The sequence below is a fragment of the Kribbella sp. CA-293567 genome (assembly GCF_027627575.1).
Taxonomy (GTDB): Bacteria; Actinomycetota; Actinomycetes; order Propionibacteriales; family Kribbellaceae; genus Kribbella.
Genome location: NZ_CP114065.1, coordinates 1,741,402 through 1,765,047 on the forward strand (window position 1 = coordinate 1,741,402; position 23,646 = coordinate 1,765,047).

At 66.8% G+C, this 23,646-nt stretch carries 24 protein-coding genes and 2 tRNA genes; 13 read left to right on the top strand and 13 right to left on the bottom strand.

Features of this window, described 5'->3' with window-relative positions; genetic code table 11:
• The first annotated feature begins 14 nt into the window (after positions 1-14).
• Genes OX958_RS08415 through OX958_RS08425 form a run of 3 tightly spaced genes read left to right on the top strand, consistent with a single transcriptional unit; the run spans position 15 to position 2,090 of the window.
• Positions 15-629 carry an FtsB family cell division protein gene (locus OX958_RS08415; RefSeq protein ID WP_270136635.1) on the top strand — a complete coding sequence of 205 codons (615 nt, stop codon included), beginning with the start codon at positions 15-17 and terminating at the stop codon, positions 627-629.
• Positions 626-1,108, top strand: coding sequence for a DUF501 domain-containing protein (locus tag OX958_RS08420; protein ID WP_270136636.1), 483 nt, complete (start codon positions 626-628; stop codon positions 1,106-1,108). Before OX958_RS08415 ends, OX958_RS08420 begins: the two co-directional genes overlap by 4 nt.
• A 19-nt stretch (positions 1,109-1,127) precedes the next feature.
• Positions 1,128-2,090, top strand: coding sequence for a Ppx/GppA phosphatase family protein (locus tag OX958_RS08425; RefSeq protein WP_270136637.1), 963 nt, complete (start codon positions 1,128-1,130; stop codon positions 2,088-2,090).
• Here the strand turns inward: OX958_RS08425 and OX958_RS08430 are convergent.
• Positions 2,070-2,615 carry a flavoprotein gene (locus OX958_RS08430; RefSeq protein WP_270136638.1) on the bottom strand — a complete coding sequence of 182 codons (546 nt, stop codon included), beginning with the start codon at positions 2,613-2,615 and terminating at the stop codon, positions 2,070-2,072. The two genes, OX958_RS08425 and OX958_RS08430, sit on opposite strands and share 21 nt — an antisense overlap.
• A gap of 124 nt (positions 2,616-2,739) precedes the next feature.
• Positions 2,740-3,327, bottom strand: coding sequence for a TetR/AcrR family transcriptional regulator (locus OX958_RS08435; protein WP_270136640.1), 588 nt, complete (start codon positions 3,325-3,327; stop codon positions 2,740-2,742).
• Between the two features lie 97 nt (positions 3,328-3,424).
• On the opposite strand from OX958_RS08435, the gene OX958_RS08440 reads away from it, so the two are divergent.
• From OX958_RS08440 to OX958_RS08450, 3 genes are all read left to right on the top strand, one after another.
• Positions 3,425-4,867, top strand: coding sequence for an MFS transporter (locus OX958_RS08440; RefSeq protein WP_270136641.1), 1,443 nt, complete (start codon positions 3,425-3,427; stop codon positions 4,865-4,867).
• Between the two features lie 9 nt (positions 4,868-4,876).
• A complete protein-coding gene (locus tag OX958_RS08445; protein WP_270136642.1) occupies positions 4,877-5,707 on the top strand; it encodes a uracil-DNA glycosylase in 831 nt (276 codons plus the stop codon).
• Between the two features lie 175 nt (positions 5,708-5,882).
• Positions 5,883-7,190 carry an NAD(P)/FAD-dependent oxidoreductase gene (locus OX958_RS08450; protein ID WP_270136644.1) on the top strand — a complete coding sequence of 436 codons (1,308 nt, stop codon included), beginning with the start codon at positions 5,883-5,885 and terminating at the stop codon, positions 7,188-7,190.
• Here the strand turns inward: OX958_RS08450 and OX958_RS08455 are convergent, their stop codons facing one another.
• The 3 genes from OX958_RS08455 to OX958_RS08465 form a co-directional block, all read right to left on the bottom strand.
• On the bottom strand, positions 7,191-9,539 hold the full coding sequence (locus OX958_RS08455) for a GH92 family glycosyl hydrolase (protein ID WP_270136645.1): 2,349 nt from the start codon (positions 9,537-9,539) through the stop codon (positions 7,191-7,193).
• Positions 9,540-9,627: 88 nt separating this feature from the next.
• A complete protein-coding gene (locus OX958_RS08460) occupies positions 9,628-10,293 on the bottom strand; it encodes a response regulator (protein ID WP_270136646.1) in 666 nt (221 codons plus the stop codon).
• Positions 10,290-11,414: a sensor histidine kinase gene (locus OX958_RS08465; protein WP_270136647.1), complete on the bottom strand. Its 1,125-nt coding sequence runs from the start codon at positions 11,412-11,414 to the stop codon at positions 10,290-10,292. Before OX958_RS08465 ends, OX958_RS08460 begins: the two co-directional genes overlap by 4 nt.
• Positions 11,415-11,517: 103 nt before the next feature.
• Here OX958_RS08465 and OX958_RS08470 point away from each other — a divergent pair, with 103 nt between their 5' ends.
• The 3 genes from OX958_RS08470 to OX958_RS08480 all read left to right on the top strand — a co-directional run bounded on the left by OX958_RS08470 (position 11,518) and on the right by OX958_RS08480 (position 12,988).
• Positions 11,518-12,024, top strand: a complete 507-nt coding sequence (locus OX958_RS08470) for a glycine cleavage system protein R (protein WP_270136648.1) — start codon at positions 11,518-11,520, stop codon at positions 12,022-12,024.
• Between the two features lie 8 nt (positions 12,025-12,032).
• On the top strand, positions 12,033-12,596 hold the full coding sequence (locus OX958_RS08475; RefSeq protein WP_270136649.1) for a peptide deformylase: 564 nt from the start codon (positions 12,033-12,035) through the stop codon (positions 12,594-12,596).
• A 311-nt stretch (positions 12,597-12,907) separates the two neighbouring features.
• A tRNA-Leu gene (locus tag OX958_RS08480) sits at positions 12,908-12,988 on the top strand.
• Positions 12,989-13,572: 584 nt separating this feature from the next.
• On the opposite strand, the gene OX958_RS08485 is transcribed toward OX958_RS08480, so the two are convergent.
• Complete coding sequence (locus OX958_RS08485) at positions 13,573-14,958, bottom strand: hypothetical protein (protein WP_270136650.1); 1,386 nt, start codon at positions 14,956-14,958, stop codon at positions 13,573-13,575.
• 384 nt (positions 14,959-15,342) lie between these two features.
• Here OX958_RS08485 and OX958_RS08490 point away from each other — a divergent pair.
• Positions 15,343-15,468, top strand: a tRNA-Leu gene (locus tag OX958_RS08490).
• Positions 15,469-16,040: 572 nt separating this feature from the next.
• Here the strand turns inward: OX958_RS08490 and OX958_RS08495 are convergent.
• The 5 genes from OX958_RS08495 to OX958_RS08515 all read right to left on the bottom strand — a co-directional run bounded on the left by OX958_RS08495 (position 16,041) and on the right by OX958_RS08515 (position 19,691).
• Positions 16,041-16,586, bottom strand: coding sequence for a hypothetical protein (locus OX958_RS08495; RefSeq protein WP_270136651.1), 546 nt, complete (start codon positions 16,584-16,586; stop codon positions 16,041-16,043).
• Positions 16,587-16,686: 100 nt separating this feature from the next.
• Positions 16,687-17,613, bottom strand: coding sequence for a hypothetical protein (locus tag OX958_RS08500; RefSeq protein ID WP_270136652.1), 927 nt, complete (start codon positions 17,611-17,613; stop codon positions 16,687-16,689).
• 410 nt (positions 17,614-18,023) lie between these two features.
• The gene (locus tag OX958_RS08505) at positions 18,024-18,215 is read right to left on the bottom strand and encodes a hypothetical protein (RefSeq protein WP_270136653.1); all 192 of its coding nucleotides are present in this window, start codon (positions 18,213-18,215) and stop codon (positions 18,024-18,026) included.
• Positions 18,212-19,057, bottom strand: a complete 846-nt coding sequence (locus OX958_RS08510; RefSeq protein ID WP_270136654.1) for an SAM-dependent methyltransferase — start codon at positions 19,055-19,057, stop codon at positions 18,212-18,214. The genes OX958_RS08505 and OX958_RS08510 overlap by 4 nt, the downstream gene beginning before the upstream one ends.
• 415 nt (positions 19,058-19,472) lie before the next feature.
• Positions 19,473-19,691 carry a hypothetical protein gene (locus tag OX958_RS08515; RefSeq protein WP_270136655.1) on the bottom strand — a complete coding sequence of 73 codons (219 nt, stop codon included), beginning with the start codon at positions 19,689-19,691 and terminating at the stop codon, positions 19,473-19,475.
• 375 nt (positions 19,692-20,066) lie between these two features.
• Here OX958_RS08515 and OX958_RS08520 point away from each other — a divergent pair, with 375 nt between their 5' ends.
• Genes OX958_RS08520 through OX958_RS08530 form a run of 3 tightly spaced genes read left to right on the top strand, consistent with a single transcriptional unit; the run spans position 20,067 to position 21,910 of the window.
• Positions 20,067-20,507, top strand: a complete 441-nt coding sequence (locus tag OX958_RS08520) for a hypothetical protein (RefSeq protein WP_270136656.1) — start codon at positions 20,067-20,069, stop codon at positions 20,505-20,507.
• Positions 20,420-21,412, top strand: coding sequence for a hypothetical protein (locus OX958_RS08525; protein WP_270136657.1), 993 nt, complete (start codon positions 20,420-20,422; stop codon positions 21,410-21,412). The genes OX958_RS08520 and OX958_RS08525 overlap by 88 nt, the downstream gene beginning before the upstream one ends.
• Before the next feature lie 12 nt (positions 21,413-21,424).
• A complete protein-coding gene (locus tag OX958_RS08530; RefSeq protein ID WP_270136658.1) occupies positions 21,425-21,910 on the top strand; it encodes an LOG family protein in 486 nt (161 codons plus the stop codon).
• A gap of 16 nt (positions 21,911-21,926) precedes the next feature.
• Here OX958_RS08530 and OX958_RS08535 read toward each other — a convergent pair whose 3' ends face one another.
• Complete coding sequence (locus OX958_RS08535) at positions 21,927-22,592, bottom strand: Type 1 glutamine amidotransferase-like domain-containing protein (RefSeq protein WP_270136659.1); 666 nt, start codon at positions 22,590-22,592, stop codon at positions 21,927-21,929.
• Between the two features lie 120 nt (positions 22,593-22,712).
• Positions 22,713-23,564: an alpha/beta fold hydrolase gene (locus tag OX958_RS08540; protein WP_270136660.1), complete on the bottom strand. Its 852-nt coding sequence runs from the start codon at positions 23,562-23,564 to the stop codon at positions 22,713-22,715.
• Between the last annotated feature and the right edge of the window lie 82 nt (positions 23,565-23,646).

Genomic DNA, 23,646 nt, shown 5'->3' on the forward strand with positions numbered 1-23,646 from the left:
CGTAAGCTGCTGAGATGTCCTCCCGCCGGGATCCAGGTGCGCGCCCAGGCTCGCGACCGACGAGTCGTAGCCAGTCGCGCCCACCTGCCCGCCGGGACGGCAACCAGCCGCCCAAACGGCGTACGACGGGAACCCCGCCCGGTCCACCCCGGACCCGGGGTTCCCGCAACCTCACCGGCCGGGCAGCCGTCGTGCTGCTCGTGCTCGGTGCGCTGATCGTGTCGTACGCGCAGAGCCTGCGGGTCTGGTTCGACCAGCACCAGCAGATCAGCACGCTGCAGCAGGAGATCCGCGACCGGGAGAAACGCGTCGACCAGCTCGACAACGAGATCTCCCGCTGGAACGACGACGCCTACGTCAAGGCGCAGGCCCGGCAACGGCTCGGCTGGGTGATGCCGGGCGAGATCGGCTACCGGGTGATCGGCGCGGACGGCAAACCGGTCGGTGCGCCGCCCGAACCGGCCGGCCCGGTGGACCCGAAGGCCGACGAGCCGCCGGAGCCGACCTGGTACACCAAGCTCTGGGGCAGCGTCGAAGGCGCTGGCCAACCGCCGCAGCCGGTCAAGCCGGCCACCTCGAAGCCGACCCCCAAACCAGTTCTGACCGCACCACCGAAGGGCAGCAGGTGAGCGTTTCACCCGAGGACGTCTCGGCCGTCAGCGAGCAACTCGGCCGTCCGGCCCGCGGGATCCGCTCGATCGCGCACCGCTGCGGCTGCGGCCTGCCCGACGTGGTGGAGACCGAACCACGGCTGCCCGACGGCACTCCGTTCCCGACCACGTTCTACCTCACCTGCCCGCGGCTCGCCTCGGCCATCGGCACGCTCGAGGCGGAGGGCGTGATGAAGGAGATGACGGACCGGCTCGGCGAGGACGAGGACCTGGCCGCTCGCTACCAGTTGGCGCATGAGGACTATCTCCGCCGCCGCGAGTTGCTGGGCGACGTACCGGAGATCGCGGGGATCAGTGCCGGCGGTATGCCGACGCGCGTGAAGTGCCTGCACGTCCTGGTGGGCCACTCCCTGGCTGCCGGGCCCGGCGTGAACCCGCTGGGCGACGAAGCCCTGGCCCTGCTCCCGGAGTGGTCCCGCCGAGGTCCGTGTGTCTGACCAGCCGGAAGGTGCTGCCGTGCCTGAGAGTGCCGTGCCTGAGAGTGCCACGTCCATCCGGCCGGTGCGGGTGGCCGCGATCGACTGCGGCACCAACTCGATCCGGCTCCTGATCGCCGACTACGCCAACGGCGAGCTGACCGAGGTCGACCGGCAGATGCGCATCGTCCGGCTCGGGCAAGGGGTCGACTCCACCGGCGCCTTCGCCGCGGATGCCCTGCTGCGCACCTTCGAGGCATGCGGCGAGTACGCCGAGATCGTGCGGTCCGCCGGCGTCGACCGGCTGCGCTTCGTCGCCACCTCGGCGGCGCGGGACGTGAGCAACCGCGACGAGTTCTTCGCCGGGGTCCTCGACCGGCTCGGCGTTCAGCCGGACATCATCTCCGGCGACGAAGAGGCGGCGCTGAGCTTCCAGGGCGCGACCTTGGGGCTGGCGGCCCTGGAGATCCCGGGCCCGTACTTGGTGGCCGACATCGGTGGCGGCTCGACCGAGCTGGTGCTGGGCGACGAGAACGGCGTACTGGCGGCCGAGTCGCTCGACATGGGCTCCGTGCGGATGACCGAGCGCCACCTGCCCTCGGACCCCGCGACGATCGAGGAGATGGCGGCGGCCACCAAGGACATCGACGCGCTGCTCGACTCGACCTCGGTCCCGCTGGACCAGGCACGCTCGCTGATCGGGGTCGCGGGAACGGTCACCACCGTCGCCGCGGTCGCGCTGAAGCTGACCGAGTACTCCGCGGGAGCGATCCACCACGCCCGGATCGACGCCGCACAACTGCTCGACACGACCTCGTGGCTGATGGGCTCGACCCGGATGGCCCGCGCCGACGTACCGGCCATCCACCCCGGCCGGGTGGACGTGATCGGAGCCGGCGCGCTCATCCTCCAACGCCTGCACGACCGCCTCGACCAGGACGGCGTACTGGTGTCCGAACACGACATCCTCGACGGAGTGGCGCTAGCTCTCGCCCGCCAGTAGTCGCGCCTGGACGAGGCCGATGATCTCTTGCCAGGGCAAGGGTCGACCGCTGGTTCCCGTCCGAGGTTCCAGTAGTTCCCACTCGACCAGCTCGGCGCCACCTCGGCGCAGCGTGTCGAGATGCCCGGCCCAGGCCGGATGCCGGGTGTGGGCGGCATTCACCTTGGGAAAGACGATCATCGGAATGCTGCCGAGCGCTTCCGACAGCACTGTCAGCGCCTGGCTGTCGCCGATGCCCAGCGCGAGCTTCGCCACCGAGTTGGCGCTCAGCGGCGCGGCGACGAAGAGGTCGATCGGCGGATGAGGACGCGGCTCGCCGGGCAGCCGGGGCTTCGAGCGGACCGGTAGGCCGGTGAGCTGCTCGAGTGCCTGCAGTTCGGCGGGGGAGAACCAGCCCGCCGCGGTCGGCGTGAGCGTGAGCGCGACTCGGTGACCCAGCTGGATCAGAGGCTCCAGCAACCCGACACTGAGTTGCTCGACACCACCGGTTGCCGATGCGACGACCCCGATCACCTTGTGCGCCATCCGCCACAGCGTAGGTGGCGTGCATAGCGACAGGCAGTGGTGTCGAATTCGAGGCGCTCAGCTTGGTGCTCGAGCGGGAGAGCCGGCGTGGTCGGGGACTACTGCCTGTCGTTGTGTACGACGATCACCGGGGGCGCAGGCCGTCGAGGGCGAGTTTGAGGACTCGGGTGCGTTGGGCTTCGTCGACGAAGCCGGCTGCGGTCAGGCCGCTGACCATCCGGAGGACGTCGTCGAAGCTGGTGTCGGGGCGGATCGCGCCTGCTTGCTGGGCTTGGTCGAAGAGCGGCCGGCCGGCGTCGTACATCGCCTCGCGGGCGGTGCGGAACATGTCGGAGTCGCGGTTCAGCTCCTCGACGATCGCCCGCTTGGTCGCGGCGTAGCCGACGAAGCGCTGCAGCCAGGTCTCCAGCGCCTCCCACGGCGGGAGTTCGGCGACCTCGTCCGCCGCGGCGCACAGCTCCTCGATCTCGCCGAAGTAGACGGCGTCGAAGAGGTCCTGCCGGGTCGGGAAGTTGCGGTAGAGCGTCCCGATGCCGACGCCCGCGTGCCGGGCGATGTCCTCCAGCGACGCACCGGCTCCGTGCTCGGCGAAGGCGTCCCGGGCCGCGGCCAGCAGGGCGTCGAAGTTGCGGCGGGCGTCCGCGCGGTGCGGGCGTTTGATGGCGATGCTCAGCCCTGCGCGCGCAGTGCCGGCTTTTGTGGTCTCGGTCACCTCAGCCACCCTATCGACTAGAAACGGAGGTATACCTCCGTTATAGTGGAGGTACGCCTCAACTTTAGCTGAAGGCATCTTCCGAAGGAATCTCCTGATGCGTACAAGCACGTCTTCTGCGCGGATCACCCTGCTCGTCCTGGCTACGGCCGCGGCCTCGTTCTCGATGCTGCAGTCCCTGGTCAGCCCCGCGCTCCCGGTGATCCAGCGCGACCTGCACACCTCCCAGGGCACCGTGACCTGGACCCTGACCGCCTGGCTGCTTTCGGCCTCCGTGGCCACCCCGCTCCTCGGCCGGATCGGCGATCTGGCCGGCAAGAAGCGCACCCTGTTGATCGCCCTGGCGGCCGTCGCGGCCGGCTCCCTGATCGCCGCGCTCGCCCCGACCATCGGCGTACTGATCGCCGGCCGGGTGGTCCAGGGCCTCGGCGGCGCGATCTTCCCGCTCGCGTTCGGGATCGTCCACGACGAGTTCCCGGCCGAGCGAGTGCCGTCGCTGGTCGGCATCCTGTCGGCCGTGATCGCCGGTGGCGGCGGACTCGGCATCGTGCTCGCCGGGCCGGTCGTGCAGAACCTCGACTGGCGCTGGCTGTTCTGGATCCCGCTGGTGGTGATCGGCCTCGCGATGCTCGCGGCGTACCGGTTCGTGCCTGAGTCGCCGTCGCGTCATCCGGGCCGGGTCGACTGGTTCGCCGCCGCCGCGCTGTCCAGCTGGCTGGTCGCGCTCCTGCTCCCGCTCAGCAAGGCGACTGTCTGGGGCTGGGGCTCCGGCCGCACGACAGGGCTGCTCGTGCTCGCGGTGGTGCTCTTCGCCGGCTGGGTGGCGATCGAGCTCCGCTCGCGCAACCCGCTGATCGACATGCGGATGATGCGCCTGCCCGCGGTCTGGACGACCAACCTGGTCGCGCTGCTCTTCGGCGCCGCGATGTTCGCGGTCTACGCGTTCGTGCCGCAGTTCATGCAGGTCCCGGCCTCGACCGGCTACGGCTTCGGCGCGACGGTCACCCGGGCCGGGCTGCTGATGCTGCCCATGCTGGTCGGGATGGCGCTCGCCGGGTCGCTGAGCGGCCCCGTTGCGCCGCGCTTCGACGTCAAGGCCCAGCTGATCCTTGGTTCGGCCTTCGGCTTCGTCTCCTGTACGGCGTTCGCGCTGTTCCACGACCGGCCCTGGCAGGTCGCAGCGGCCGGGGGAGTGTTCGGGCTCGGCATCGGGCTCGCCTACGCCTCGATGACCAGCCTGATCGTGCAGAACGTGCCGCAGCACCAGACCGGCGCCGCGAGCGGCATGAACGCGAACATCCGCACGATCGGCGGCTCGATCGGCACCGCGGTGGTCAGTTCGATCATCACCGCGCACACGGCCACCAACGGCCTGCCGCGCGAAGCCGGCTTCACCGACGCCTTCATCGTGCTCGCCGCCCTGTCGGCCGCTGCCGTACTGCTCGCCCTCCTGGTCCCGGCAGCCCGGCGCCGTGGCTCCTCGGCGCCCGCGCCGGTCGCGCCCGTCGCACCCGCGCTGCAGTCGGTGGAGACGCACTAACCTGGCTGAATGCGACTGCCGCACCCACTGACCGGAGATCTGTACGACAGTCCGGTGCCGCCGGGAACGGGCTGGCCCGAGGACCCAGCGGCCCGCAGTACGCCGGTAGCGCGCGACGCCGCGGACGTCAGCGAACTCGCGCGGACGGACGACCTGGCCGAACTCGAAGCCCGGTCGTCCGTCTGCCGCGCTTGCGACCGGCTGGTCGCCTGGCGCGAAGAAGTTGCCATAGGCAAGCGAAAGTCCTTCGCCGGCCAGCCCTACTGGGGCCGGCCGATCGCAGGCTGGGGTGATCCCGCGCCACGAGTGCTGATCGCGGGGCTGGCCCCGGCCGCGAACGGCGGCAACCGCACCGGCCGGATTTTCACCGGGGACCGCTCGGGTGACTGGCTGTTCGCCTCGCTCCACCGGATCGGCCTCGCCTCGCAATCGACCAGCGAGCACGCCGGCGACGGCTTGCACCTGCTCGGCGCCCGGATGATGGCCGCTGTCCGCTGCGCTCCGCCGGCCAACAAGCCGACTCCGTCGGAGCGCGACACCTGCTCCCCATGGTTCAAGCGCGAGCTGGAGCTCGTGCTGCCCTCGACGCGAGCGATCGTCTGCCTCGGCAAGTTCGGTTTCGACGTCCTGCTCAACGCCCTCCAGACGGTCGGCGGCCAGGTCCCGAAACCGCGCCCGAAGTTCGGTCACGCCGTCGAGTACGCCGTACCGGGTCCGTACGGCGAGGTCACCGTGCTCGGCTGTTTCCATCCCAGTCAGCAGAACACCTTCACCGGCAAACTGACCGAGTCGATGACCGACGCGGTGATGCTCCGAGCCAAAACGATCGCAGGCCTGTAATCCGTTTTCGCTAGGACCCGGCCGGTCGAGGCCGCACAGTAGGGGATGGGAGTCCCTCCAGCGAGGGAGTCCCGGTGGTTGAGATCACCCGGCAGAGGGTTTGTGAAAGTTTTCACGAGGCCGTTATGCTGAAGTGGACATGAAGTTGGAGCACCACTCAGGGAGAGTGAAGGCAATGGCAGCCCAGGTACCGCACATCCTCGTCGTCGGAGGCGGTTACGTCGGGATGTACACCGCGTACGGCCTGCGCAAGGCCGCCCGCCGGGGGAAGGTCCGGGTCACCGTCGTCGACCCCCGCTCGGTGATGACCTACCAGCCGTTCCTGCCCGAGGCGGCGGCCGGTTCGGTCGAGCCGCGGCACGTCGTCGTGCCGCTGCGCAAGACGCTCAAGGGCTGCCGCGTGGTCACCGGCCGGGTGACCGGCATCGACCACGAGCGCAAGGTCGCGAAGGTGATGCCCGAGGAGGGGCCCGACTACGAGCTCGCCTACGACCAGGTCGTGATCGCGATCGGCTCGATCGCCCGGACGCTGCCGATCCCGGGGCTGGCCGAGGAGGCCACCGGGTTCAAGAACGTCGAGGAGGCGATCGCCTTGCGCAACAAGGTGCTCGACCGGCTCGACGTCGCGTCGTCACAGCCGGACCCGGTACTGCGCAAGTCCGCGCTCACCTTCGTCTTCGTCGGCGGCGGGTACGCCGGCATCGAGGCGTTCGCCGAGCTCGAGGACATGGCCCGCTACGCCACCCGGTACTACGACAACATCACGCCCGAGGACATGCGCTGGGTGCTGGTCGAGGCGACCAACCGGATCCTGCCCGAGGTCGGCCCGGAGCTCGGGCAGTACACCGTCGAGCAGCTGCGCAAGCGCAAGATGGACATCAAGCTGGAGACCCGGCTGGAGTCCTGCGAGAAGGGCCGCGTCGTGCTCAGCGACGGCGAGGAGTTCGACGCCGACACGATCGTCTGGACCGCCGGTGTGAAGGCCAACCCGGCCCTCGCGCAGACCGGTTTCCCGCTGGACGAGCGCGGCCGGGTCAAGTGCCTGGCCAACCTGCGGATCGAGGGGGTCGAGGACGCCTGGTCCGCCGGTGACAACGCCGCCGTACCGGACCTGACCTCCGAGACCGGCGCGTACTGCGCGCCGAACGCGCAGCACGCCGTCCGTCAGGCCCACCGGCTCGCGGCGAACATCCTGCGCGTGGTCGACGGGCAGGCCCCGCAGGACTACAAGCACAAGTACGTCGGCTCGGTGGCCAGCCTCGGCCTGCACAAGGGCGTCGCCCAGCTGTACGGCGTGAAGATCAAGGGCTGGCCGGCCTGGTTCCTGCACCGGACCTACCACGTGTCCCGGGTCCCCACCTTCAACCGCAAGGCCCGGGTCATCCTGGACTGGACCCTCGCGCTGTTCTTCCGGCGCGAGGTCACCAGCCTCGGCAGCCTCCAGACGCCCAACGACGAGTTCCGCCGGGCGACCGGAAGCTGATCAGCGATCGACGGGAGCGGTGCCCCAGTTCGTGGGTGCCGCTCCCAGCTTCACGGTGATCCGGCCGCCTTCGGTGACGAACGACTCCGGCAGCCAGGATTCGCCGCGCTCCTTGCCGTCGAGGGACAGCGATTCGACGTACTGGTTGGTGTCCGAGGTCGCCGGGGCCTCGACAGTCAGCCGTACGCCGTTGCTGCGGTGCAGGTCGACCTTCGGGAACAACGGGCTGCCGACGAGCAGTTCGGCCCGGCCGGGAGTCTGCGGGAAGACGCCGATCGCGGCGAAGACGTACCAGGCCGAGAGCGTGCCGAGATCGTCGTTGCCCGGCAGGCCCGACGGGCCGGTGCCGTAGACGGTGTCCACGATCTCGCGCGTCGTCGCCTGCGTCTTCCACGCCAACCCGAGTCCGTTGTAGAGCCACGGAGTGTGCAGCCCGGGCTCGTTGGTCGGGTCGTACCGAAGAGCGCTGCCGCCCTTGACGGCCCAGTTCCCGGCCGCGTCGTGGAAGAAGCCGTCCAGACGCTCGACGACGTTGCCGCCGATCGCTTCGGCCAGCCCCGACACGTCCTGCGGCACCATCCAGGTGTACGTCGCGCTGGATCCCTGCGCGAATCCGACGTCCGTCGACGGCGTGAAGCCTGGCTGCCAGGTGCCGTCCGCCTTGCGCGCTCGCTGATAGCCCACGGCGGGATCGAAGGTGTTCTTCCACCACGTGCCGCGGTCGGCCAGGTCAGCGGTGGGCTTCCCGAGCCGGGACCCCCACTGGGCCAGGGAGAAGTCGGCCAGCGAGTTCTCCAGCGTCTCGGCGGCGCCACCCCAGCAGTGGCAGGCGTCCTGGGGTGCATAGTGCTTCGCCAGGTAGGTGTTCAGCGCGGGTCGTTGCCCGGTGCATTGCCCTGGGCAACCACCGTCCAGTTCTGCCTCCGCGTTCTGCACGGTTGCCTGGCGCACCAAGGAGTCGTAGGCGCCGACGGTGTCGAAGTTGCCGACTCCCATCGCCGCGAAGGTCGCCAGGGTCGGCGCCGCGGGATCGCCGGTCATCACGTGTGTTGCGCCGTTGTTGTGCAGCCAGCGGTCCCAGATGCCCTTGTTCTGCTGGGCGAACTGATACATGGACTGCGCGAAGTCACCCGCGACGTCCGGCTTCAGCAGCGCGAGCAGCTGGATGTGCGCGCGGTACTGGTCCCATCCCGAGAAGGTCCCGTACTGCGCCCGCTGTCCGGGGGCAAGTCGATGGATCTGCTGGTCGGTGCCGAGGTACCTGCCGTCGACGTCGTTGAAGATGTTCGGCTGCAGCATCGCGTGGTAGAGCGCGGTGTAGAAGGTGGTTCGCTGCGCGTCGGTCCCGCCGTGGATGCGAACGTTCTGCAACTCGTTCTTCCAGTCCCGGTAGCCGTCGTTGGCGATCCGGTTGACGGTCGCGTCCTGGCGGATCTCGGCGGCCAGGTTCTGCTCCGCGCCCTGCAGGCTCACATAGGAGATGCCGATCCGCATCCGCACCTTGGCGCCGGGCGCGAAGCTGACGTACCCGCCGGAGCCGCGGCCGGCCCGGTCCGTTCCGGTGGCATAGCCCTCACCACCGGTGGTTCGGGTGCCGCCCGGCGTGATCGTGCTGTCCTTCCAGGTGCCGGTGGCAACGACCGGCTGGTCGAAGGAGGCAGTGAAGTGCAGCCGGTAGTAGGTCTTGCGGTTGTTCGTGCCGCCGTTCGCGCGGCGGCCGCAGAAGGCGCCGGTGAGCACCGAGCCGGTGACCTTGCGGTTCGCCGCGTCGATGCTGATCTCGGCGTCCTCGCTGCCGTTCAGCGAGTTCGACGTGCGGAAGAGCAGGTTGGGCCGGCCCTCGGCCGGGAAGGAGAAGTCGCCGACGCCCGCGCGAGTGGTGACGGCGAGGTCCGACTTCACCCCGTTGGCCAGCGTCACGGTGTACCGGCCGGGTTTGGCGACCTCTTGAGCGTGACTGAAGTCGCTCGCGTACTTCGCGTCCTTGGTGTCCGCGGTCGGTGAGGTGTCCACCGCTCCGACGTACGGCAGGATCGGGATGTCGCCGGCCGCGCCGGGGTTGCAGCCCGCGCCGTTCACGTGGGTGAGGCTGAAGCCGCGCACCCGCTTCACGTCGTACTGGTAGCCGTTGGCCGCGCCCGTGCTGGTCTGGTCGCCCCGGGTGCTGGTGGGGCTCCACGAGATCATCCCGAACGGGCGGACGGCGCCGGGCCAGGTGTTGCCGTCGCGGGCGGAGCCGATCAGCGGATCGACGTACGCCGCGGGGTCGGTCACCACCGGTTCCACGGCTTGAGCTGGTAGGGCCGGGAGCAGCAGGGCCAGAACGAGACCACCGACGACTGCGCGCATGCGTGAGCCTTCCGAGGGGCGGGCGGACTCTCTAGAGGCTAATGCGGTTGGGGCAGCAACGGTATGCGCCCGCGTGAAGGGTTGGTGATCAGCGGGTGTCGTCGAGGAGGCCCGCGTCGTGCACCAGCAGAGCGATCTGGACCCGGTTGTTCATGTCCAGCTTGGTCAGGATGCGGGAGACGTGCGTCTTGACCGTGGGGATGCTGAGGTAGAGGGCGGCGCTGATCTCGGCGTTCGACTTGCCCTCGCCGACCGCCACGGCGATATCGCGCTCGCGCTCGTTGAGGGCCTCGATCCGCTCGGCGGCCTTGCCTTTGCGCTGGTCGTGGCCGGAGCTGGCGACCCGGGTGATCAGCCGCTTCGTCACGCCGGGAGAGAGGACCGGCTGGCCGCCCGCGATCCGGCGGACCGACTCGACGATTTCGGCCGGTGGGGTGTCCTTGAGGATGAAGCCCGCGGCTCCCGCGCGAAGCGCGCGCAGTACGTGCTCGTCGGCGTCGAAGGTGGTCAGGATGACCACCTCGGGCGCGCCCGGACGCCGCCGGATCGCCTCCGTCGCGGTCAGGCCGTCCATGGTCGGCATCCGGATGTCCATCAGTACGACGTCGGGGGAGAGCCGGTCGATCAGCGCCTGGACGCCGGTACCGTCCCCGGCCTCGCCGACCACCCGGATGTCCGGCGCGCCACCGAGCATCAGTTGCAGCCCAGCGCGCAGCAGCGGATCGTCGTCCACGATCAACACCCGAATGGTCATGCCGGCCACGGTAGCCAAGCGGCGAGCCGGAACTCGCCCTCGGGGGTCCGGCCGTGTTCGAGCCGCCCGTCGACCAGTTGGGCGCGCTCGCTGAGCCCGATCAGGCCCTGACCGTCACCGCGCCGCGACTGGCCGGCCGGGTTGTGCAGCTCGACGGTCAGGCCGCTGCCCGGCGTACCGGCGACCTTGACCCGGACCGGCTCGCCCGGCGCGTGCTTGAGCGCGTTCGTCAGGCCTTCCTGGACGATCCGGTACGCTGTCCGGCCGACGTGCTCGGGGAGGTTGCCGACGGCATCGAACTCCAGCTCGACCGGGAGACCGGCCTGCCGGGCGTCGTCCACCAGCGCCGGGAGATCCGCGAAGGCCGGCTGTGGCAGCTCGCCGACGGGCGCGCGGAGTACGCCGATCACCTCGCGAAGATCCTGCAGCGCCTGATGGGCGCTGGCCCGGATGATCTCGGCGGCGCCGGCCACCTCCTGACTGGTCGCGTCCGGTCGGTAGGCGAGGGCTCCCGCGTGCACGCTGAGCAGGGAGAGACGGTGGCCGAGTACGTCGTGCATCTCGCGGGCGATCTCCTCGCGGGCCCGCAACTGGCCACGCTCGACCTGCAGCAGTGCCATCGCCTCGGCTCGGTCGGCGCGGTCGCGCAGGGTCTGGAGGAGCTGACGGCGGGACCGCAGGTACAGGCCCCAGCCGGCGAGCGCGAGGTAGATGAGGAGCGCGACGATGACGGTCACCTCGACCGGCTCCGGCTTGTCCCGGACCTGGATGTAGATGATCAGGCTGACCAGGTTGACGCCGAAGACCGCCAGCGTCGTGCGGAACGAGCGGTAGATCGCCACCGTGATGATCAGCATCAGGGTCGCGCCCGCGGCGGAGTCGGAGAAGGTCGAGACCACCGCGCCGACGATCGCCAGCTGGACCGGCCAGCGCCGCCGGAACCACAGCGTCAGGCACAGCGCGATCCCGACGAGGAAGTCGAGATCCAGCAGCCAGCCCGGGACCGGATCGCGACGGCCGCTGTCGAACCCGACCAGGCTGATCAGGATCGCGACCAGGAAGCTGAGACTGTCGACCGCCCAGTCCCGGGCGCTGCGTCGAGGTCCTTCGGAACCGGCCATGGGTCGAATCTAGCCACCCTTCCGGGCCGGCGGTGGCGACCGGAGGCGTCCGGATACCGAAGTCTGATCAGGTCGAGACTTTGGTCCGGGTAGGTTTTCGCTCATGAGTCAGCTCGCAGTCACTGTCATCGGCCCGGACCGCCCGGGCATCATCGCCGACGTCACCGAGGCGCTCGCCCAGACCGGGGTGAATCTCGAGGACTCCACGATGACGCTCCTGCGCGGCCATTTCGCGATGATGATCGTCGGTACCGGACCGCTGGCCGAGGTGCGCGAGGCACTGGAGCCACTGCGCGGCGAGCTGGTCATCACGGTGCGTGAGATGGGCCCGGAGCAGACCCACGCGCCGATCGGGGCGCCGTACATGTTGAGCGTCCACGGCGCCGACCGGCCGGGGATCGTGGCCGCGGTGACCCGGATGATCGCGAGCGTCGGCGGCACGATCACCGATCAGACGACCCGGCTGAGCGGTGCCCTGTACGTCCTGACGGCCGAGGTCGAACTGCCGGCCGGAGCCGAGCTCAACATGTTGCAGCGCGCGCTGGAGATCACCGCCGAAGAGCTGGGCGTCGGCATCACGCTGCGCCCCGCCGAGAGCGACGATCTGTGAACTCCCCGGTGACTGCCCACCTCAACCAGACCCTCGCAAGCTGGAGCCCCGCTCAGCTGGGGCTCACCGGCGACGTACTGGAGGTGGTTCGCGCCCCACATCCCGTGCTCGCCACCGAGGGCGCTTCGGTCGACCCGCTCGACCCGGTCATGCTCGCGCTCGCCGCCGACCTGGTCGCCACCATGCGGGTCTCGCCCGGCTGCGTCGGTCTCGCCGCTCCCCAGGTCGGCATCGCGGCCCAGATGTTCGCCCTGGACGTGACCGGCCACCCGAAAACCCGCACCTGCCACGGCGTCTTCGTCCTCTGCAACGCGGTGATCGTCGAATCCAGCCGCCAGGAAAAGGCCCGCGAAGGCTGCATGTCGGTCCCCGACCTCACCGGCGACGTCAAACGCGCAACCCGGCTGACCGTCACCGGCGTACTGCCTGGGACGACCGACGAGCTGACTCTCACCACGGACGCCTTCGAGGCGCGAGCGCTGCAGCATGAGATCGACCATTGTGCTGGTGCGTTGTTCTTGGACCGGGTGGCTGGGGCGCATGCTGTGTATCCGCGGAAGGTTTATCTGTAGCTGGGGCCAGCTCCCCGACTCAGGTTGCACCCCTGCGTACGTTGCCCCACCCACCCCGGGCCGTGTTGCTGGGTTGGGAAGGCCCCCGGACTGTTTGGTGCGCCCTTGCGTACATCGCCCCACCCACCCCGGGCCGTTTCGCTAGGACCGCGGATGCCCCTCGCGTCACCGACCGGCCCGGCGGAGTGCCCCCGCTCAACTTCCGGCATCTCACCGCGCCCGGACCTCCGTACAGCCCGATCTTCCTCCCACTCAGCCTTACCCTGTGTCGGTGACCAGGATCTCCTTGTAGGGTGCTCCTCTGGTCGCAGGCCCGGGTGGCGGAACGGCAGACGCAGCGAGCTTAAACCTCGCAGCCGAAAGGCATACGGGTTCGAATCCCGTCCCGGGCACTGGTTGTCTGACCTGCGCACTTGCCTGCGAGGCACCGGCAGCAGGAACCGACTCGACCCTTCGTGGTTGCATCAGCGGTTGCACTCGCGCCGTGTCGGCCGCGTGGTGTTCTCTCGCTGTCACAGAAATCTGGCAACTTTCTCTACGTCTTCAAGTCGGGCCTCCTCTAGGGCCTGAAAGCGCGCCGCCACCACAGGACCGGGGGAGCGGGGCGACCTCCGGCTCCTCGCCTAAGGGCTGGTCGGCCCCGTCCCCCGTTGGCTTGGCGCGCACGTGCCAAGGGTGCCGGTCGCAGACAGCAGAACTCGCCATCAACGATCGACACCCTGTGGCGTAGCCACTCGGCAATCGGCCGGCCGCGCCGCCGTGGTCCAGGCCGGACTGCCGTCTGATCCTCAGTTACGGCATCGCCCCGCTAGCAATCATGGAAGGGACGGTGCGGCGCGGTGCGCCTCAAGGGCGCCTCCGGCGTCGCCAAGGCGATCGAGCAAGCTCGACCCCTGACCCGCACCGCGCCCCACCTTAGGTCGGCAGCTATCGGGGCGATTGCGGGAGGGCTGGCCGCGCTCTTGACACGTAACCGTCAACCGGTGGTTGCCGCTGCCTCGGCATCGGCCAGGCTGACAATGGCGTCTACTGCAGATTGAATTTTCGGACCCAAGAATGCCATGTTCTGGTTCTGGAAGATCCGCACATATACGGCCTGGTCGACACTCATCTCACGGAGGATGCAAAGTATGAATGCCCAATACAGGGATTCGGCAAGAAAATGTAGCTCTGGAGAAAGCGGGCGGATATGGCGACCGAGGTGATGGGCGATATCGTGACGCTCAAACTCGATTGCCTTGGCCCACTTGGTGACGTCCCCGCCAATAAGCGCTACGAATTCTGGTCCAGCAAGCTGTCCGCACCGGCCAATGCGAGTCTTGAATGCACTGCCAGCGTAGCCAGTGAGCGCTTTGTCGAGAGCCTCCAATGCGGCGGCCCGATTCATAAGACGATCAGAGACGAACGAAGACTTCGAAAATCGCATAGCCATGACTCGGCTGAGTAGGGACCGGTATTTCGCTGCCGTATTCAACCACGCCTCTACCCCCTTGATTCCACCGATGTCCTTATAGGAAAAGTACATGGCGTGTGACCAGAGAGGTTTCGAATCAACATCGTCTCGGACGTTCCAGCGGGCAAAGAATTCTAGGGACTTCTCGCCCAAGTCAGTATCGGCCATGCTCTTCTCGTGTACATCGCTACGTGACAGCCATACACGGCTGTACTCGGCTGTCCTCCCCGTGCCGATGGAGACGAGATCTTGGAAGTCGCTGGCAATATCGAGCAGGTCCTGTAGTTCAACGAGTGTATCGCCGCGGGCGCCAAAATTGTAGTCCTGCTGAAGAGTCCGGCTGGTAATCCCGTCGCCTTCCCAGCCGATAACGTGCGCAAGCTTTGCCTTCATGTCGTTGGCAAGGATGAAGGATTCTGCTGGCCGTTGGACGATGCGCAGAGTTTTCGACATCTCGTCTTGAGGCTTCCCGTCCGGGTCTGCCTCAAATCCAGGCGTGTCCATCCAGTGTGCCAGGTATTTGGTGCGAATTGTGAATCCCTCAGCATCCATCGGACCTTCACCGGCAAAATGAGCACCTTTCACCATGGAATTGGCTCGGATCACCTCTTCGCCATACATGGATGGAAATGTCGTGCTGGACTTTGCGGTGAAGCAGTCGATCAGAGTATAGGACTCCTTCCCGTTGAATCCATGCACGAAGTCGTGGTCGCCGCCGAGTGTTGATTCGGAAAGCTCGGTCACGGTCGAGCCGTCTTCCAGGACGGTTTTCTTGTGGGAAGTCAGTGTTCCGACCAACGCCAACTCGATTCCAGATTCTGGATCAAAGGTGAGCCGCCCCGCTACTGGATCCTCTGATTTGCCTGGAAGCCACCAATTTCCATTGACTTCAAATGACTCAATTGTCATTCCGCCCCCTATGTACCCAAAGCCTGCATCGTCCTCGGTCCAGACGACGCCCCTCCGGCCTTGTGGGTATGCATGATGCCGAGAAGCGGAGCGCCTGCCTAGGGTCCGCGAGTATCGATGTAGTGCGCCTCGTCGGCAACTCACCCGAAGCTGAAGTATCGGCCTGGCCTGAGTAGACCGGCCATGAGCCACTCCTCGACGGCCTGGTCTTGCTTGGCGTCGGGCCTGGCGGTCTCGGCGATAGGTGCGGTGAGGTCACCCTCAGGACTCCTGGCCCTAGCGTTAGCCATGGGCGGAGAAGCGCCGGGAGACCGCTGGACCGCCTAACTCCCACACGCCGTTTTGGTTGCAATTGCGGTTGCAGTTCGCCCTCGTTCACCCCTGGCCTGGATAGTGCTGACCAAGGTCGCCGCGACTCCTGCGAACGACCATGGACGATCGAGGATATGGTCAGGTCGAACTTAAACCTCGCAGCCGAAAGGCATACGGGTTCGAATCCCGTCCCGGGCACTAATCGTCTGACCTGCGCATTGCCTGCGAGGCACCGGCAGCAGGAACCGACTCGACCCCTCGTGGTTGCATCAGCGGTTGCACTCGCGCCGTGTCGGCCGCGTGGTGCTCTCGCGCTGTCACAGAAATCTGGCAACTTTCTCTACGTCTTCAAGACGGGCCCCTCCAGGGCCCGAAAGCGCGCCGCCACCGAAGGACCGGGGGAGCGGGGCAACCTCCGGCTCCTCGCCTAAGGGCTCGTCGACTTCGTCCCCCGTTGGCTTGGCGCGCACGTGCCAAAGGGTGCCGGTCGTAGACAGCAGAACTTGCCATCAACGATAGACACCCTCTGATGTAGCCACTCGCCCCAATCGGCCGGCTACCCGCCGCCGTGGTCCAGGTCGCCCGCCGCCTGGTCGTGGGTTCCCGCATCGTCCCGCTAGCAATCATGGGAGGGACGGTCCGGCCCGGCCCGCGTCAAGGGCGCCTGTGGCGTCGCTCCGCGATCGAGCAAGCTCGACCCTGGACCCGCGCCGAACCTAAGGTCGGCAGCTATCGGGACGATGCCAAAAGCTTGGCCGCGCGACCTGGCATCATGACTTGGCTACTTGTCTAACAATCAAGCCGCGGTCGTCGATGAGATGTCGATTCTTAATCCCGAGTTCAGCCTGCATCATATTCTCCACCTTTGCCATTGTGATGCCTCCTCGCTCGTGATTGGGGTCGTCAGGGTTCTCTTTCGCCAAAGCTTGGTGCAACTCTTGCGTCAGTCGATTCAACATTGCAGAGATGCCATCAGACAACTCGTGTTCGGCGAGTAACGCGGCCTCGCGTGCTGCGATTCGCAATTCACTCATTGTAGAAGAAATCTCGTCATCGTCACCGCGTCCCTTTTTGGAGAAGATCCTAAGGTTCAGTAGGTTCTGGGTCTGGGCGGCAACCAGAAATCGTGCGTAAACCGCCCTGCGCTCCGTTGCGAGCCGCTCAGTGGTCGCATGCTCAAGAGTCGTCTGCAGCTTGAGGCGTTCGCTTTTTCGGTTCAAAGCCATCGTTGCAAGCTGTGTTAATGACGACAGCAACGCGCCGAGGATGGTGCCGGCCACCGCGATAAATGCGATCGCGTATGGATTCACAGACACGTTATTCACTCATACCTCCGAAGGGGTCGGCAGGGATCGGGACGATGCGGCAGGACTGCCCGCGTTTGACACGTAACCGTCACCTGGCATCAGTATCACGCTATGGCGACGACTCAGAATCCTCTGAGGCCGCGTCCTCGCGTTCAAAATCGTCCAACTCGGATAGCGGCACCCCCGCCGCCTGGGCGCGGGCGACCTTATCTCTCAATGCTTCCTGTGCCTTGTAGTCTTCGAAATCTTTCGCTTGCGCAGCCAAGTAGGCATCCTCGTCGCGAACCCATACCCTTACCCCATTGAAATGCGCCGTAAATTTCTTGAGATTCTTCTCGATCTCCCGCAGTGATTTTGCCGCATGGTGGATAGTTTTAACGTCGAAATGCAGTAGCCCATAGCGGAAATTTAAATCTAAGACGTACTCCAATGCTTCTTGTTCTCGCCCCTTCGCATCCTGGGATTCTACGCGAACGCGATACGTCATCGGAAGTTCCGTCTTGAACCTCTCGTGCGACAAATCAAACATCGCCTCGACTCGACGCCCAGGCGGCATCGCCGGGATTCCTTGCTTGATAAGAACCGAGTCCTTGAGGCGGTATTGATCTTCGGTCTGTGAACTTTCCAATGGTGGATCGAAGGTGAATCGCACACTCTTTGCCAAGGTCTTGCCGACATTCTCGATCACCAAATTTATTGCATTCATGAACACAGGACTTGGCTCGAAGTCAACGATAACGAAAGGCCGAGCAAGTTCCTCTTGTCGCCGCTCCTCCTGTTCGGCCAACTCCTTGCGTCGCTGAAACTCGAGGTCTCTTGCTGCCTGCTCTTGTGCCGCAGCCTGCTCAAGTTGATCGAACCGAGCCTTCTGAGCCTCCTCGACCTGAAGTCGAGCCTGGCGTACTTGGTCTGCCGCATAGCGAGCAGCAAAGATGGCAGCCCCTAGAGCCAGCAAGGCGGCCACCGCCTGAGCCGCGGCGCCGAGGGCGCCAACGATCCCCCATTGCTCCGCAGTCAACCAACTGATCTTCCCCATGAGCCCCCCAACTGAGAGTGAAGATCCGATGATCCCCACGTAGCACACAAACAGCCAGAGTCCGCGAGTATCGATGTAGTGAGCTTCGTCTGCTATCCGCTCGAACGTCGAGGAATCCGCCGGTCGGCCCGTGGTTGCAATTGCGGTTGCAGTTCGCCCCAGTCCGGCCCCGATCGGGGCGGTGCCGATCGAGCTCGCTGCGACTCAGATGAACGACTGGGAACGGTCGGGGATGGGGTCAGGTCGAACTTAAACCTCGCCGCCGAAAGGCACACGGGTTCGAATCGCGTCCCGGGCACCGGGGAGCTGACCTGCGCAGCTGCGTGTGAAGCATCAGCAGCCAGAGCGGACCACGATGCCGGCGATCAGTGTCCGTCCTGCGGGTGGGCTTGCTTGTAGGTGACGGGTGCTCAGTGGGCGTCGCGGTGATGCCCTTGGCCGCGGAGTACGGCGCGACGGTCACTGGGGTTGTCGGGGCGAGGTCGCCAGTTGGTCTGAGCGGTGAGTTCGAGGACCTGCCGGATGGCGGCGATCGTGTGTTCGGCCGAGAGGCCGCTGTCGAGGAGCCGGCGGACCTCAGCGACCTTCGTGGTGTCGTTCACCCGGCACCGGCCGCCGCTGGTTCCCGTACTCGTGCAATGCCGGCGATCAGGAAGTCGCACAGTGTCTGCTCGTCGGGCCGGGCGGGTTCGTAGGTCTGGTCCAGGAGTTGCAGGGCTGGTACGAGGCCGGGTGCGAGCGGTTTCTGGTCGCCGAAGAGGGCTTCGATCTGCGCGCGGGTGTGAAACCACCCGCCGCCGACGGCCGAGGTGAGCAGGTCTTGCAGTTCGGTGGCCTGCAGGACCTGCTCACCGCGGTGATGGGCGGGGCTGGGGAGTTCGAGGTGGCAGCTGGCGGTGTGGGAACCGGCGGGGAGTTCGGCGACGAAGCCCTTCATGGCGTCGGCGAGCGCGGCCGCGTCGGTGGGGGAGCGGAGCCAGGAGTGGCTGTGGATCAGGCCGATCGGCTGGTCCCAGTCGAGAAGGCCTGCGCCCGGGTGGGCGCGGATTCCGGCAGGGTCGTACAGGTCGGCTTGGATCACCGCGGTGCCGTCTCGATTCAGCAGACCCCTGGCGCGGCTCAGCGCCATCGGGTCCTGCTCGACGTACAGCACGCAGCAGAACTGGGCCAGAGCGCCGGTTGCGGCATCGAACTCTGGCAGTCCCGGTCCACAGTCGATGAATTGGTCGATGCCTGCACCGACCAGAGAGCGGACGGCGTACTGCCGAAACCTTTCGGCCGTAGCCACGAGCAATTCGAAGTCGGCGGTGATCTCAATCGCCTGCGCAAGGAGGGCACGGTCGATCGCGAAGTTGTCCTTCCCGCCCAGCGCGCCGTTGAGGAATCTCGCGGCGCTTTCGCGGTGCAGGAAGTCGCCGGGAGTCGGTGGCTGGTGGTGGTTCATCAGTGCCTCCTGTCCGCGTGAGGTGGCGGTTCCGCGGTGCGAGTGGGTCTAGGCATGGCTGGGTGGGTGGGTTGGAACGGCGCAGCGGGCATGAGCGAATTCATCGCCCGCCGCGCCGGTCAGGTGGGAGTTCTCGGCCCCTCGGGGGAGGGCTGCCAGCACAGGGGGAGGGCTGACACAGGCCGAGAACTCCCGGCTTAGAGGGGGCGGTATCAGTCGGCTCGGCGTGAGGAAGCGCCGAGCTGTGACGACGACGGTTGAGGATGCCCGGATCCCGCCCCCCGGTCTCAGGTGACCGCCGGAGCGGTCAGTCCTCGTTCATCCAGCGGCGGAACCGGTCGTTGGGCCGCTCGAACCACGCGGCGTACCTGCGCCGAGCAGCAGCAGTCAGCCGCGACCAGGTACTGGGCACGAGTCACGGCCGATCACCAGTAGCGACGTCGGCCACGGCCAGTTCGGCACCGCCTGCCCTATACGGTGCCGAGCTCACGTCGCACGAGCGGTACCGCCGGGCCATGGCATCGGCGTACCAAGGCGCGCGTTCCGCGGCGATGACGTGATCGATGACGGGGTGGCCGGCGAGCGTCACAACAACGCGACCGAACTCGGTGGGAGTCGTCGCTGGCGCTGTCACCGGTCAGCCTGCTGGGTCGCACCGAGGTACAGCCACAGCGCGACGGCTAGGCCGTACAGCACCTCGAACTCCGGACTCATGTCGTCTCCCAGTTGGCGTCTTCGCTGGCGGCTGGCACATGACCCACGAGTTCCAGGTGGCCTTGTGCACTAACAGTGGTCCTGCGTCACTGATCGTCACGACTATTGGGCGGACAGCACCAGCACGCACCGCGGACCTCTGGCGGACAGCTGGGGGACAGGAGGCGGTCAGGCCTGTGTTTACTGCGTGCGCAGGTGACATCTGGCGGTCGTCCCCACTGGTTCAGGCCACGCGTAGCGATCCAGCCAACTAGGCTGAGAATTCAGGTCCCCGTACGGGAAGGTGGTTGAGGTCGTGGAACGCAATCAGCCACGCACGCTGCTGGAGCAGCTGTTCCAGCAGCGCGACCAGACCCTCGCGGACGCCGCGCGGGAGTTCGAGAAGCTGGCCGCTCAGTTGGGTGAACCCGCGACCATGTCGCCGCGTCATCTTCGCCGCTGGATGAGTGGTCAGGCCTCGAACGCCTATCCGTCCACCCGGCGGATCGCCCATCGCCTGTGGGGCGCGCCGTTCGAGGACCTGATCGGCCCACCGGGTGAACTGCCCCGGCTGTTTCACCGCCGAAGCAGCCGCCTGTATATCCGCCCGTGGGGGGTGAGGCCGGCCCGATCCATGGCGCCGGCGCCGTACTTGCTGAGGAGCTTGCAATGGCAGCCGAGGACTCAGCACGGTTCGTACGCCGTGCTCGGACCAACCTCGGTCCGGAGGTACTGGAACAGCTCGATGCTGACGTAGTCCACCTGGCCGAGCAGTACATGCGCACCACCCCTTACGCGATGTTCAGGCCGCTCGCCGCCCTTCGCCGCGACGTGTTCGAGTTGATCGAAGGCCACCCGAAACCCGACCACGCCCGCGAGCTGTACCGGATCGCCGGCTTGGTCAGCGCACTACTCGCTCACCTGAGCAGCGACCTCGGCTACTCATACGGAGTCGACACCCACACTCGGATGGCGCTCACCTGCTCCGAGCTGTCCGGAGCAGACCAACTGCGCGGCTACGTGTACTGGGTCCAGTCTCAGGTCGCCTACTGGCAGAAAGACTTCCGCAGGTCCGCCGACCTCGCTCATCGCGGTCTACTGAACGCCCAGGCAGGCAGCGACGTACTCCGTCTCGCGAGCCAGGAAGCGCGTGCGCTCGCAGCCTTGGGCGACGAGCGAGAAACGACCCTCGTCCTCCAACGCGCCGCGGCCGCGCGCGATGACGCCGTAGGACAGCGGCCTGAGCCCGGCGTCTTCTACTTTGCCCCGGGCAAAGCCGCGTACTACGCCGCGGAAGCCCACCTCGCCCTCGGCGGACCGCGGCACAACCAGCAGGCTGTCATCGACGCCGAAGAATCGCTACAACTCTTCGCTACAACGACAGGTAGCTCCTCAGAGCTGATCGCCGCTGCTCAGCTCGACCTGGTCACTGCACACGTAGCCCTCGACGACCTGGACACCGGTGCCGCCGGACTGGCACAGGTCCTGCAGCTGCCCGCCGAGAGCCGAACAGTTCCAGTGATCGAACGCTCCGCGAAGATCGGCGTCTCTCTCAACCAGCCTCGGTACGCCACGTCCCGGGTCGCCATCGAACTGCGACACCAACTCGAGCAGTTCGCTGCTTACCCGGCCGCAAGAGAACTGCCGTCGCTGCCGACCTGATAGAAACAGAGAGTGCCGTACCAAGTAGCAGTCTGCGGGCCTCGTGACTCCAGCGATGCCGACGTCGCTGCGGCGCGCCGGGTCGGCGAACTCCTTGCCGACAACGATGCGGTCATCCTGTGCGGAGGTGGGACCGGCGTCATGGCCGCTGTCGCCGCCGGCGGGCGCAGCCACAACGGCCTCGTCATCGGCGTACGACCGGGCGCCGACCGCGACGGCGCCTCTCCCGACCTGGACGCCGTGCTGGTCACCAACATGGGCGAGGCCCGTAACGCGATCCTCGTTTGGTCAGCCGACGCCGTCATCGTCATCGGCGGGTCATGGGGCACCTTGAGCGAGCTAGCGCTTGCGAAACGGCGAGGCGGAGTTCCCGTGATCTGCCTCGGAGGTTGGCAGATCTTGGACGCTGACGGCCACCCGGTTCCTGGTCTCGAGGTAGCCGACACCCCGGAGCATGCAGTAGAGCTAGCACTCCAACGGAGGACGCGATCCGCTTGATGTCAGTGCCGCGCGGCTAGGCGGGGAACGCCTTCCAGTGGCCTTCGGAGATGATCTCCACGGTGCCGTCAGTCACCTTGATGGCGGTCTGGTCGTCGATGGCGTACGCCGGGCCCGCGATGGCGGCGGCCCACTTCTCCGCGTTGGCCATGGTGTTGTCCGGCATGAGTTCGTGGTCCAGGTGGGGGTAGATCGAGAAGTCGACAACCCCGAGGGTGTGGTCGTCCGGCGCAGCAGGCCAGCTGACGAAGTCGGGGCCGATCCGGGGTGTCATCACCATGCTGCCGGCGCTCAGACCTACCCAGACCGTCTCAGGGAGTGTCGAGATGAGCTCCGACAGGCCTGACTTCCGCATCCAGTGACTCAGGTACGCCGCGTCGCCGCCGTCCACCAGGAGTACGTCGGCTTCCCGGACCCACGGCTCCCAGCGTTCCTTGCCGATGCTGGGCAGCGCGGTGAGTTCGAGGACGCCCACGGAGGCCCAGCCCAGGCTGGTCAGGAGAAACGGAGGTTCGCCGGCGATGACGCCGCGTACCGACGCGGGTCCCAACATCGGGTGGCCCCATTGGGCGGTGGGGATGCAGAGCGCATGAGCGTCCGAGATCGGCTTGCCCAGCAGGTCGATCAGCGCATCGCGGATGCTCTCGTTCGTGATGCCGCCGGAGGTGAGCAGAAGCTTCACGACGCCTCCCGGGGTGAGTGCGACGGATTCATGGGGCGTGGGCGCCGCCGACGCGTCATCGCGTGACTCCTTGTCTTGTCCTGTGGCAACCACAGCTATACAGCACCGGAATTTCGTCGGCTACAGCGAAGACGCTGAGGTGTGGCGGAGTACGGCGTCCGCGACGGTTGGCCAGGTGGATCGTGGGAGGCCCTGGCCGATGCCGGGGAGGGTGAGCAGCTTGGCGTTGGGGATGTCGGCGGCCAGCGAGGCGCCGTTCTGGTGCGGGAAGAAGATGTCTTCGTCGCCGTGGATGACGAGGGTTGGTACCGAGATTTCGTTGAGTCGTTCTCGCCAGCGGGGTTGGCAGTTGACCGCCGCGAACATGGTGCCGAGGTGGCTGGCGCGTTGGGCCCTTGCTGACTTGGGCGATCGGTCGAAGATGGCGCCGATGGTTGCGCATACTGCGGGTTCGTCGAATCCGCGGGAGCCGGCCAGTAGGCGCGTGGAGTCGGTCAGGTAGTCGATCACGCTGTTGCGGTCGGTCCAGTTGGGGTGGGGTCGCTGGAACAACTGCATCAAGGCCGGTGCGTGGTCATCGAGGTCGGGGTCGACTGGTCCGGGGGCTACTGAGCGGGTGGAGATCAGGGTCAGCGATGCGACCTGGTCGGGGTGGTCGAGGGCGAGCAGTTGGGCGATGAAGCCGCCGACGCCTTGGCCGATCACGTGTGCGCGCTGGATGTCCAGAACGTCGAGCAGTTCGGAGGCGTCGGTGACGAGGTCTCGGAGGTTGTAGGTGGGGGCGTCGGGGTTGGCGAAGGTCGACCGGCCGGTGTCGCGGAGGTCGTAGCGGACGACGTACCGGCCGGTCAGCGCAGTACAGAGTTCGTCGGGCCAGGTGAGCAGGGAGATGCCGATCAGGAGGACCGGTGGATCAGCTTTGTCTCCGAACGTTTCCACGCACAACTCGACACCGTTGACCTTGACCAGCATGGCCGTTCCTTCCGCTCCGCGAACTGTTACTCACCGACGAACGGGCCCGCCGGAAACGGACAGCCGGTGTGCACCTTGTCGG